The organism is Moorella mulderi DSM 14980, from assembly GCF_001594015.1.
Taxonomy (GTDB): Bacteria; Bacillota; DSM-521; order Neomoorellales; family Neomoorellaceae; genus Neomoorella; species Neomoorella mulderi.
Genome location: NZ_LTBC01000008.1, coordinates 12,099 through 24,240 on the forward strand (window position 1 = coordinate 12,099; position 12,142 = coordinate 24,240).

Here is a 12,142-nt window from a genome sequence, read left to right on the forward strand (position 1 = left end):
ACATAAGTTTGCCTAATAAACTTCAATAACAATTAATTATATGGCCAGGGCTTGTTAAATACTTTCTGATACATTTCTTTAACGTTAGATGGGGAAGTAGGCAGGGTTGGTATGGTTACATATTTAGGTACTTTGCCACCTGCCAGCGCTTTTAATAATGCCAGAGCTTTATATTTACCTTCAGCATACAGGTCCTGAGAGGAGGTGAATATCACTGCACCTTTCCCCTGGGCAAATTGTTGTGCTAGATGTTCACTTAGATCATGGGTAACTATAAAGACATCATTTCGACCCAATGTCCTAACTGCAGCTTCCATTCCAAGGGCAGGTGTTTCATATACTCCAAAGGCACCTACAACATCAGGATGAGCAGTTAATATATTTTCAAATTCCTGTTGTGCTTGATCAGCAGTATCAGCTTGACCCCTTGCAACTATTTTATATCCTTCTTCTCTTACAGCATCCTCAAAGCCACGAGCTCGTTGTTCGCATGTCAAAATATATGCCCTTAGTCCTATCGTCGCCAATGATTTGCTTTGTATCCCTTTTTCCTTTAATGTCTTGATTAACATTTTTCCAGCCGTAAAACCACCGCCGTAACCATCAGGGTCAACTAAACTTACAAATTCTCCCTGATTAGGAGGCCCCCCACCAAGAACAACCGGGATTTTAGCTTCATTTAATCTTTTTACCGCAGGTCCAAATGCAGCAGTATCAACCCCAATAGCTATCACCCCATCCACCTTTTGTAATATCATCGATTCGATATCGGACATCTGTTTATTCAGATCGCGTTGGGCGTCTGTCATAATATATTTTCCACCAAAGGATTCCACGGTTTCCTTAATAGCCTGACCTATTACTTTCTCAGAAGCAATGTCTCCGTAATGTACAGAGTAACCTACGAAAGGCTTCATTTCTTTTAACTTGGCAACTTCTTCCGGAGTAAGTTCAAGACTTTGTGGTCCTGCAGGTTTTCCTAAAACTTGTTCTTCTTTTAAAGGCGGTAAAGGCGGTAAACCCTTGTCTTCACTGTCTTTACTTTGAGTAGCTGCTTGCTGCTGGTCTTTATTAGGCTGGGCTTTTTGTTGACCGCATGCACTTATAGCTATACTAAGTATAAACATCACTAAAAATAAAGCTAGTACGTTTCTCTTTTTCATAGATAAATATCCTCCTATCTCTGAAGTTTGAAGTTAATCTTGAAATCGTTAATTAAGAAATCTCGATAACATGTATATATAATTTTAAAAGTAAATATTGCCACCCCTCTATTGCTAAATTAAATCTTTAAGATATCGATAGCTAATTTCTGCGCCCTTTTTAGGAATATCGTAGGCATCTAGTTCAACAATTAACCATCCTTCGTACATAGCATCTTTTAAAACTTTTATTATTGATTGAATGTCAATTTGCCCTTCCCCCAAGGGCAAAAATACTCCTTCTCTATAATCCTTAAGATGAATATATTTAATCCTATCAATATATTTTTTTACAATCGCTAATGCGTCTCCCCCTCCAGCTACTAAATGAGCTGTGTCAGGACATAAATTTATTTTTGTAAGCGGCATAAGGATATCTAATTGTTCCGGAAACTGACAAAGTGTTCCTAAATGTGGATGATAACTTGCTACGAGATTAAATTCTTCAGCTATTTTAACTACTTTATCTAACCCTTCGGCTAATAAGAGATAGTCGTCTTTTTGGGGACCGGTTGTTCTTATTCCACCACCTCCAACTACTAAATGTTCGGCACCAAATAAGCTCGCTAATTTAGCAACTGCCTTGATTTTATTCAGTTCATCAGGTAAAATTTCTTTATAAATAAAATTAGCACCTGAATAAACACCTACAAGTTTTACATTGTTCTTTTTCAAAACTACACTTAAATTTTCCGTTTCCGCTTCGTATTGTATTAAATTTCCATCAAAAATCTCAACCCCCTCAAACCCCACTTCAGCTATTTCTGTGATTGCTTTTTCTGTAGAACCGTTAGCAAGGTAATATGCATCTTTTACAGATGTCACTCCTGCAGGGTGTCCGATCACGCCCCCCCACGTATTTGTTTGATAACCCAATTTCATTCTAATATATCCCTCCCCTTAAAAGTCTTCTGCACAAATTTGTTATTTTAAGTATGAATATTCGTTTCAACTTCACCTCCCTGCCTATATAAATTATAACCGCAAGATTCACGTACCACCAATTGATGAGCCAGGACTATCTGTCTTTTAACAAGCATCTCCCCTTTAATTATTTTAAGCAACATCTCCATTGCCTGGATACCAATCTCATATTTCGGCTGTGCAATCGTTGTCAGTTCTGGCTCCACAAGGGTACACAAGGGAATATCATCAAAACCGATTACCGCCACATCGTCAGGAACACGCATTCCTTTATGTTTAATTGCCTTCATCGCCCCCACAGCCATTTCGTCATTGGAAGCAAACACCGCTGTGGGCGGCGGATTTACCGCTAGAAATTTCATCATAATGTCATACCCTGATTTTACAGAAAAATCTCCTTCTTGGATTAAAGCTTCTTCAATAGGAATTTCATGAAGCAATAATGCTTGACGATAGCCTTTTAGTCTATCCCTGCTAAGAATAACCCCCAGTGGTCCAGTAATAAATCCAATTCTTTGGTGTCCTAGATTTATAAGATGTTCTGTAGCCTGGCGGGCAGCGCTGATATTATCTATAGAAACAGTAGGTATATCATAACCCTCTACATACTCGCAGGCTAAAACCACCGGCATTTCCTGGCTGATAGCCAATATCTCTTCTTTTCGGATTCTAGCCGTGGCTAAAATCAACCCGTCAACAAACCTCTCTCTGACCAGATCGATGAAATCCTTTTCAAGTTTAAGGCTATTACCCGTATCTCCAAGGAGAACGTGATAGCCGTTTTCCCGGGCTACATCTTCAAGCCCTTGAAGTATTTTAGAGAAAAAAGGATTGGTAATATCAGGTAAGACTACTACTACTGTTTTAGATGACATTTTTCGAAGGTTACTGGCCAATCTATTGGGTTTATACTCTAAAAGTTTAACCGCTTCCAGAACCCTTTGCCGTGTCTCTTCGGAAACGTAAGGACTATTGGACAATACCCTGGATACTGTGGATGGTGAAACCCGCGCCAGTTTAGCAACCTCAATCATTTTTACCATAAAGCATCTGAAATCCTTTTCTCGACATAATATGTATATCTCAGCGATATCTCTGCAATCGATTTTAATAGACTTATTCGACGTGTTTTATTAAATTCCTGCTGCTTCATAAAAAAATTTTTTCTTTCACACTACAAAAGTAATATGACTATTTTGTTAGGCACCAGTTAATAACTAAGGCAGTAAAAAAGCCGCCCGATAGGCGGCCTATTACAATTTTGGCGGCCGGGTTAAAAACCCGGGCTACACGATTACTCTAAAAATGGATTCAAAACCCGTATTGCACCGTAATGCTGCCCCGGGTTTAAATCTTCGGACCAGAGGGTACTGCAATCAAGGGCCTGGGCACTGCGTAAAATCATGGCATCCCAGAAGGACACTTTATGGCGCATCTGGATTTCAATCGCTTCCAGGACGTCTGGCGGCTTAGGCGTGTGGACCTGCCAGCAGGCAAGGTCCCTGATGATGCTGGCGGCCGTTTCTGGCGCCAGCGGCCGCGATACCTTCTGGGTTATCGTAACATAAAACTCCTGTAGCACCTGGATACTTAAACACCCATTACCAGAATTCCAGAGCTCCGTAAGCAGGGCCTTAGCCTTTACGTGCCTGGTGCCGGCGGAAATGTCATGGGCGTAAACCAGTATATTCGTATCAACGAACTGTTTTTCCCGGCTAACGCTCATGCAGTTCGCTCCTGCTCCACTGCGCTTTTCCCATGCTACCGAGGTCCAGGGTATCCAGCAAGGCTAGATGACGCTCCCTGGCTTTTTTGTATTCGTCATCCTTCTTTGTTGCTTCTTCCAATAATTGTACAAGAAGGCCGGACAGGGAAATGCCCTGCTCAATAGCCAGGTGCTTTGCCTGACGCAACAGATTTTTAGGCAATGATATAGTAACGTTTTGATTTTCCACAGGCAACCGCCTCCACGTAAATTAGCATATCACGTTTTTACGTGGAAAGCAACCGTCGTACATTAAAGCGCGACCGGGTGTTTAACCAAAACGACCGGTTATATAGTCCTCGGTCCGCTGGTCCCTGGGGTTGGTGAAGATATCCGAAGTGACACCATACTCTATCAGCTGGCCGTTAAGAAAAAAGGCGGTATAATCGGCTACCCGCGCAGCCTGGTGCATATTATGAGTTACAATTACAATTGTATACTTTTCTTTCAGGCCTTTAATCAATTCTTCTATTTTCAGGGTGGAAACAGGGTCCAGGGCCGAGCACGGTTCGTCCATGAGCAAAACTTCCGGTTCCACGGCCAGGGCCCTGGCGATGCACAGGCGCTGCTGCTGGCCCCCGGACAGGCTGACGCCCGAATCCTGGAGGCGGTCCGCAACCTCGTCCCACAGCCCTACCATTTTCAGGCTTTTCTCCACCACTTCCTCAGCGGTAGTCCCGGGAGGCAGGCCGTGCACCCGCAGCCCAGCCGCTACATTATCAAAGATGGACATGGTAGGAAAGGGGTTGGGTTTCTGGAAGACCATGCCCACCCGCCGGCGGATTTCCGCCGGATCGACTTTATCGTCATAGATGTTCTGGCCGTCCAGAAGTACCCTGCCCCTGGTGCGGGTTCCCGGGATTACCTCGTGCAAGCGATTCAGGCAGCGAATAAAGGTAGACTTCCCGCATCCCGAGGGCCCGATAATGGCGGTCACCTGGCTGGCATATACCGGCAGGGTAACGTTTTTTACCGCCTGGGTCTGGCCATACCAGGCGCTGAAATCTTCCACCAGTAACCTGGTATCCATTTGCTAACTACCTCCCTCCACCGGCCCGGCGACCTGCCAGCCGGGCGGCGATGCTGGTCACCAGGACCATAGCCACCAGCACCAGGGCGGCCCCCCAGGCCAGCCGGTGCATTTCTTCGTAGGGGGTGGTGGCATAGGTGTAGATGTACACCGGCAGGGAGGCAATCCGCTGGTCCAGGCCGGTGTGCCAGTAGCGGCTGCTCAAGGCCGTAAACAGCAGGGGTGCCGTTTCGCCGGCAACCCGGGCCACCGCCAGGAGAGAACCGGTGATTATCCCCCCCATGGCGCTGCGCAGGACAATACTGTAGGTAGTGCGCCACTGGGAGGCCCCCAGGGCCAGGGAGGCCTCGCGCAGGCTGTTGGGCACCAGTTTAAGCATTTCTTCCGTCGTCCTGGTTACCAGGGGCAGCATAATTATGGCCAGGGCCACCCCACCGGCAATGGCGGAAAAACGTTTCATGGCCACGACAATGGTCCCGTAAACGACGATGCCTACGATGATCGAAGGTATACCTGTCATCACGTCACAGGTGAACCGTACCAGCCAGGCCAGCCGTCCCCGGCCGAACTCCGCCAGGTAGATACCTGTCATGATGCCCAGGGGTATCCCCATTACAGAGGCCAGCCCAACTAAAATTAAGGTGCCAACAATGGCATTGGCCAGGCCGCCGCCGGGTTCTCCTACAGGTTTAGGAAGCTGGGTAAAGAAGTCCCAGTTGAGGGCCAGCAGGCCTTTGGTGGCTACATAAAGCAGAATGCTGCCCAGGGGAAGGAGGGCCAGTACGGTGGCAGCTGCGGCCAGCACCAACATCAGCTTGTTGCTAAACTTGCGCCGCTGATCGCGCCCAGCAATCATTCCCTGGTCACCCCTTCCGGTGCCCTGGCCACTCGCCAGACCAGCAGGCGGGCCAGGATATTCAGCAGCAGGGTAACAACAAAGAGGACCAGCCCCGCCATCACCAGGGCCGACAGGTGCAGTTCGTCAAAGGCCTCGCTAAACTCATTGGCAATAATGCTGGCGATGGTCTGGGCCAATTCAAAAACCGACGGGGAAATCTGCGGCCGGTTGCCGATGACCATTGTCACGGCCATGGTCTCGCCAATGGCTCGTCCCAGCCCGAGAATCACAGCACCCAGGATTCCTGAACGGCCATAGGGGAGGACAGCCATCTTAATCGTCTCCCAGCGGGTGGCACCTAAAGCCAGCATGGCTTCCCGCTGGGAGTTTGGCACAGCCAGTAAAACTTCCCGGGAAACTGCAGAAATAGTAGGGATAATCATGATGGCCAGGATAATGCCGGCCGCCAGCATGCCGAAACCATAATAAGTGCCTTGAAAAAAGGGCAGCCAGCCCAGTGTTCTTTGCAAAAATGGCTCTAAGGCTGTCCGTACCAGGGGTACCAGGACAAATACGCCCCATAAGCCGTAAACAACGCTGGGGATGGCTGCCAGGAGTTCGACCAGGAAAGAAACGGGGGTGCGCACCCAGTGGGGGGCCAGTTCAGCGAGGTAAATAGCAATTCCTAGGCTCAAGGGTACAGCAATGAGCAGGGCAATTAAGGAGGAGACTATTGTGCCGTAAACTAAAGGTAAAGACCCGAAGGCGCCGTGGACCGGGTCCCACCTGGAACCGGTAACGAACCCCAGCCCAAAGTGTGTAAAAGCGAGCTGGGACCCTCTGATTAATTGTACGGCAATAACCATCACCAGGCCTATCATTCCCAGGGCCGCCAGGAAGGTAAGGCCGCGAAAGAGACTGTCTCCCCACCGCCTGCTTTTAGGGCTTGGCATTTGCATTTATAATCCTCCGCCAACTTTCTAGATAATACCATGGAGACCCAATGTAAATAATGTTGATATTCGCTGTTTGCAGTCTGAATTCCTCTAAATTAAACATGTTGCCAGGGTAAATTCTTTCCGCAAGCAAAGATAGGGGAAATCATGAGCCAGGCTCATGAATTCCCCTGCTGCCTGTTTTCCAAGGTTCCTTCCCCTGAAAAACAATAAGGATATTACTTATAAAGGGATTCGCCCTGGTAATTGATCTGCTTGATCCTGGCTTCCGCCAGTTTAACGACGTTGTCGGGCAACGGCGCATAGAGCAGGTCTTTGGCATATTTTTCACCATCGTGAATGGCCCACCACAGGAACTTCACCAGTTCCGTGCCCTTGTCTTTATCCTTCTGGTCTTTATACACCAGCAGGTAAGTGTACCCGGCAATGGGATAGGAGTTTTCCCCGGGGGCATTGACGATGGAAACCCGCATATCTTCGGGCATATTGGCAGCGGAGCCAGCCGCAGCAGCAGTGGTAGTGTCAAGGGTCGGCTCAACAAATTTACCGGCCTGGTTCTTAAGGAAAGCATAAGGCAGCTGGTTCTGGACGGCATAGGCGAGTTCTACATAGCCAATCCCGCCCGGCGTCTGCTTAACGGTACCGGCTACGCCTTCATTACCCTTGGCACCTATGCCAACAGGCCATTCAACGGAAGTACCCTTCCCTACTTTTTCTTTCCATTCCTTGCTTACGTTGCTAAGGTAATCGGTGAAAATGTTGGTGGTACCGCTGCCATCAGAGCGATGGACGACAGTGATCTCTTGATCAGGCAGCTTGACTTCCGGGTTGATGGAAGTTATAGCCGGGTCATTCCATTTTTTAATATTGCCTAAATAGATACCGCTTATAACTTCCGGGGTCAGCTTGAGGCCCGTCTTAACGCCTTCCAGGTTGTAGGTAATTACGACGGCACCCATAACCGTGGGAATGTGGAAGATCTGCCCCGGGGCCTTGGCCAGCTGGTCGTCTTTCATGGGGGCGTCACTGCCGGCGAAATCAACTGTCTGCTCGGTGATACCCTTGATGCCGCCCCCGCTACCGATGGACTGGTAGTCGATGGTTACATTGGGAGCCACCTTGCGATACTCGGCAATCCACTTGCTGTAAAGGGGATAGGGGAAAGACGCGCCGGCACCATTCAAAGCTACAGTTTTAGTCTTGCTGTCGGTACTACCCGCCGGCGCTTTGCCGGTTTCACCGCTCTTGCCGCAAGCGGTTACCAACATCAGCAATGCCAGCGCCATTACCAGCACAACTACCCGCTTGCTTTTCTTCGCCACTTAAAATTCTCCTCCTATTTTTTAATATACCACCAGCAGGTTGCTGCCTGTCCACAGGATATTATAAAAAACTGGTGTTATGTTTAAATTAGCTCCAGGTTAATATCATGTTAAGGATTATGAAAGCCGCGCCACGCGCGGCTTTTCCAACTGGTATGGATCAAGTTTCAGCTTCCAGCCCGTCCAGTAATTACTGCCATTCATCCCCGGCAATATTGCCTGAGGATTTACTTATAAAGAGGTTCGCCCTGGTAATTGATCTGCTTGATCCTGGCTTCCGCCAGTTTAACGACGTTGTCGGGCAACGGCGCATAGAGCAGGTCTTTAGCATATTTTTCACCATCGTGAATGGCCCACCACAGGAACTTCACCAGTTCCGTGCCCTTGTCTTTATCCTTCTGGTCTTTATATACCAGCAGGTAAGTGTACCCGGCAATGGGATAGGAGTTTTCCCCGGGGGCATTGACGATGGAAACCCGCATATCTTCAGGCATATTGGCAGCGGAGCCAGCCGCAGCAGCAGTGGTAGTGTCAAGGGTCGGCTCAACAAATTTACCGGCCTGGTTCTTGATGAAAGCGTAAGGCAGCTGGTTCTGGACAGCATAGGCGAGTTCTACATAGCCAATACCGCCCGGCGTCTGCTTAACGGTACCGGCTACGCCTTCATTACCCTTGGCACCAATGCCAACAGGCCATTCAACGGAAGTACCCTTCCCTACTTTCTCTTTCCATTCCTTGCTTACGTTGCTCAGGTAATCGGTGAAAATGTTGGTGGTACCACTGCCATCGGAACGGTGAACAACGGTGATGTCCTTGTCAGGCAGTTTTAAATCCGGGTTCAAAGAACTGATGGCCTTGTCGTTCCACTTCTTAATTTTACCCAGGAAGATGTCACTGATGACTTCCGGGGTCAGCTTCAGGCCCGTTTTGACGCCTTCCAGGTTGTAAGTAATTACGACGGCACCCATAACCGTGGGAATGTGGAAGATCTGTCCAGGGGCCTTGGCCAGCTGGTCGTCTTTCATAGGGGCATCACTGCCAGCGAAATCAACTGTCTGCTCGGTGATACCCTTGATGCCACCACCGCTGCCGATGGACTGGTAGTCAATGGTTACATGAGGAGCCACCTTGCGATACTCGGCAATCCACTTGCTGTAAAGGGGATATGGGAAAGACGCGCCGGCGCCATTCAAGGTTACGGTTTTAGTTTCCTGGGCCTGCTTGTTGTCAGCACTTCCCTGCGTCTTACCAGCATCGCCCTTACCGCTGTTACAACCAGCCACTACCAGTACCATTACCAGGGCCATTACCAGCAGGACTACCCACTTGCTCTTTTTACTTAGCACTAAGTATTCTCCTCCTTTGAATTAAGATGGCCAGCAGGTAACTACCAGGCTAATATAATTATAAAAGGTTGATGTTATGGCTAAATTATCCCTTAATGAATCCCTGGTTAAGGATTTATAAAATAATCGTAAACTTTTAATCAACAATTTCCCGGAAACGATACCCTACCCGGCGAATGGTTTCTATATAGATGGGGTTGGCCGGATCTGGTTCTATTTTTTCCCGCAAGTGGCGGACGTGGACATCTACCGTCCGGGTATCTGCAGAGTAATCGTAACCCCAAATTTTTTGCAGTAACAGCTCTCTGCGCAGTACTTTGCCTGCATTAAGGAGAAAGTAATGCATCAGTTCAAATTCCTTAGGTGCTAATTTGATAGCTGTATTAGCTATGTAAAAACGATATTCCTGAACCTCCATTAAGAAGGGTCCTACTTGCAGCCGGGGCTGGTCAATGCCGTCAGGTAAAGTCAAACGCCGTAAGCATACCTTAACCCGGGCCAATAACTCCCGGGGGCTAAAGGGTTTAGTCACATAATCATCGGCCCCCAGTTCCAGTCCCAGAACCTTGTCTAATTCATCATTTTTAGCTGACAAGATAATTATGGGTATAGCTGCCGTCGCCTTGTTGGCCTTAAGACGGCGGCATACTTCCAGGCCGTCGATACCCGGTAGCATCAAGTCCAGGATAATGAGATCCGGTAGCGTTTGTTCAGCTTTCGCCAGGGCTGTAGGCCCATCCGGGGCCGTCAGTACTTCAAACCCCGATCGTTCCAGGTTATAGCGTACCAGTTCCTGAATCGCCACTTCATCATCCACCACTAGAATTTTAGTCATTAATATCCCCTCGCTACCAGTGCTTTTAAGAAAATTGTACAATCTCGGGGTTAAAGTAACGTTAGTTTTGACTTAAAATTTTGTTAAAAGTCCTTATGGCCGGCGCCCGCTGGAAGCTCAAATTAAAATAGCCGGGGCGGAAATAACCCCGGCCGATATTATATCAGGAAACCCTAGTTTAACAGTTGCGTTGCCGCCCTGGGGATATAGGTAACGCCTTTCGGCTCACTATAAACTATCACCCCGGGCAGGTAATGCTTCTGGCCATTAATGCGCATCAGGTTCGTTCCTACCGGCAACTCGGCCCTTTTCCCGCCCCTCTCAATTATTACTTTGGGCAGGTTGGGGTTGCTGTTGTCCCAGGTGATGGCGGCATCTTTAAAGGCCTGGCGCACCGGTATGAATAATTCCTTGTTCAGCCAGGTTAGATCCAGCCCCATGGCTGCGGCCACTTTCCGGCCGATTTCTGCGTTTTCAACCGTACCGGTTAATTTCCCCGGCCCGTAGGAATAGAGGAAGACATCTTCGCCGGTATGGCCATTGGTAGTCCACCCGATGTAGGCCCTCTTGCTGATCATAGGGCCGATTACGTAATTCAGAGAACCGGGCTTGGCCTTGCGGATGGCAGCAATCTCTTCTTCTGTTAAATCAGTTATCCCATAGTACTTGGCCATGACTTCTACAACATTACTCCGGCCGGCATTCAGCCTGGCCTCCACTCCCTGGCCAGTCAGGCGGGCTTTACGCAGGGGTTCAATGACCTGCTCAAAGCTGAGCTTGGAATAGGTATTATCGCTGGCTTTATTACCAATACTCATCCCGCCGTTACCATGATCGGTAAAGGCCACCACCAGGGTCTGGCCGTCTTTTTTGGCAAAGTCCAGGGCTTCCTTCACAGCGGCATCAAAGGCCAGGGTTTCGCTGATGACGCCTACAGGATCATTGGCATGGGAGGCCCAGTCGATTTCACTACCTTCGACAAAGAGGAAGAAACCGTCGGGATCCTGGGACAAAATTTCGATTGCCTTGCGGGTCATCTGGGCCAGGCTGGGCTCTTTAGCCGGGTCGCGGTCAAAGTCATAGGCCATGGCATCGTCGGCAAAGAGGCCCCACACCTTAGAGGCCTTAGTTTGTAGTAGTTCCTGGGTATTGCTGACAATGGTGTAACCCATATTTTTCAGCTCATCTAACAAGTTTAAACCATCTTTGCGCGTACCGCCCTGCTCTTTAGGTAAAAGGTACTTTTTACCGCCACCAAGAGCAACATCTAATTGCTCGTAAACCTGCTGTTTCCCAATTTCTTCGTAATTACTGCGGCTGTGCCAGTGGGAAGAGAAGGCTGCCGGTGTGGCATGCTGCAGGTTGGAGGTGGCAATTAGACCGGTCGCTTTGCCCAGGAGTTTGGCTCCCTCAAGAACGGTAGCCAGGGGCCTGTACTGGTCGCCGGCGTTGAGGGAGGCCGCTCCCGGGACGGTAACACTAGCGGCGGCAATGCCGATAAATTTGTCGTTTGACTTATAGCCGGTGGCAAAGGCTGTGGCTGCCGGGGCGGAGTCGGTTATAAGAGATTCCGCTGAATAAGTACGGACCGCACCGCTGACCATCTCATCAAGGGCCAGGGGACCACCCTTGTACCAGCGGGCCAGGGTCGTATGGCTGGCACCCATGCCGTCCCCAACCAGGATAATGACGTTTTTGGCCGTTGCCGCTGCTTCAGCCGGCACCAGGGGCAGGAAAGCAGCAGCAAGCAAGGTAACTACCAGGACCAGGGATAACAATTTCTGGTAACAACTACGGGTAACCCGTGAGCCGCAAAAGGGCATTGACAAAAACCTCCCTGTTAAGATTTGGTGCCTATATCATAGCAAAGGGAGTTTAAGATGGAGTAAAGCCGAGGTTGCCCCGTTTTAAAAATAAGGTAAAA

The 12,142-nt window shown here is 48.8% G+C and carries 12 protein-coding genes; all 12 read right to left on the reverse strand.

Going from position 1 to position 12,142, the window contains the following annotated elements:
- Positions 1-32: 32 nt before the first annotated feature.
- The 12 genes from MOMUL_RS10075 to MOMUL_RS10130 all read right to left on the reverse strand — a co-directional run bounded on the left by MOMUL_RS10075 (position 33) and on the right by MOMUL_RS10130 (position 12,041).
- Complete coding sequence (locus MOMUL_RS10075; protein WP_062284612.1) at positions 33-1,163, reverse strand: substrate-binding domain-containing protein; 1,131 nt, start codon at positions 1,161-1,163, stop codon at positions 33-35.
- A 114-nt stretch (positions 1,164-1,277) separates the two neighbouring features.
- A complete protein-coding gene (locus tag MOMUL_RS10080) occupies positions 1,278-2,084 on the reverse strand; it encodes a sugar phosphate isomerase/epimerase family protein (protein WP_062284613.1) in 807 nt (268 codons plus the stop codon).
- A gap of 47 nt (positions 2,085-2,131) precedes the next feature.
- Positions 2,132-3,169: a LacI family DNA-binding transcriptional regulator gene (locus MOMUL_RS10085; RefSeq protein WP_062284615.1), complete on the reverse strand. Its 1,038-nt coding sequence runs from the start codon at positions 3,167-3,169 to the stop codon at positions 2,132-2,134.
- A 251-nt stretch (positions 3,170-3,420) separates the two neighbouring features.
- Positions 3,421-3,852 (reverse strand): PIN domain-containing protein, encoded by a 432-nt coding sequence (locus MOMUL_RS10090; protein WP_062284616.1) that lies wholly within the window; start codon positions 3,850-3,852, stop codon positions 3,421-3,423.
- Positions 3,842-4,081 carry a hypothetical protein gene (locus MOMUL_RS10095; protein ID WP_062284618.1) on the reverse strand — a complete coding sequence of 80 codons (240 nt, stop codon included), beginning with the start codon at positions 4,079-4,081 and terminating at the stop codon, positions 3,842-3,844. Before MOMUL_RS10095 ends, MOMUL_RS10090 begins: the two co-directional genes overlap by 11 nt.
- An 81-nt stretch (positions 4,082-4,162) precedes the next feature.
- Positions 4,163-4,921: a phosphate ABC transporter ATP-binding protein PstB gene (gene pstB / locus MOMUL_RS10100; protein ID WP_062284619.1), complete on the reverse strand. Its 759-nt coding sequence runs from the start codon at positions 4,919-4,921 to the stop codon at positions 4,163-4,165.
- Between the two features lie 7 nt (positions 4,922-4,928).
- A complete protein-coding gene (pstA, locus tag MOMUL_RS10105; protein ID WP_062284621.1) occupies positions 4,929-5,777 on the reverse strand; it encodes a phosphate ABC transporter permease PstA in 849 nt (282 codons plus the stop codon).
- Entirely contained in the window at positions 5,774-6,718 is a 945-nt protein-coding gene (pstC, locus tag MOMUL_RS10110) for a phosphate ABC transporter permease subunit PstC (protein WP_062284622.1), read from the reverse strand. The genes pstA and pstC overlap by 4 nt, the downstream gene beginning before the upstream one ends.
- A 215-nt stretch (positions 6,719-6,933) precedes the next feature.
- Complete coding sequence (pstS, locus tag MOMUL_RS10115) at positions 6,934-8,037, reverse strand: phosphate ABC transporter substrate-binding protein PstS (protein WP_062284624.1); 1,104 nt, start codon at positions 8,035-8,037, stop codon at positions 6,934-6,936.
- A gap of 227 nt (positions 8,038-8,264) precedes the next feature.
- Positions 8,265-9,383, reverse strand: a complete 1,119-nt coding sequence (pstS, locus tag MOMUL_RS10120) for a phosphate ABC transporter substrate-binding protein PstS (RefSeq protein WP_201786505.1) — start codon at positions 9,381-9,383, stop codon at positions 8,265-8,267.
- A gap of 136 nt (positions 9,384-9,519) precedes the next feature.
- Positions 9,520-10,218 carry a response regulator gene (locus MOMUL_RS10125; RefSeq protein WP_062284626.1) on the reverse strand — a complete coding sequence of 233 codons (699 nt, stop codon included), beginning with the start codon at positions 10,216-10,218 and terminating at the stop codon, positions 9,520-9,522.
- Between the two features lie 173 nt (positions 10,219-10,391).
- Complete coding sequence (locus MOMUL_RS10130; RefSeq protein WP_062284628.1) at positions 10,392-12,041, reverse strand: alkaline phosphatase; 1,650 nt, start codon at positions 12,039-12,041, stop codon at positions 10,392-10,394.
- Between the last annotated feature and the right edge of the window lie 101 nt (positions 12,042-12,142).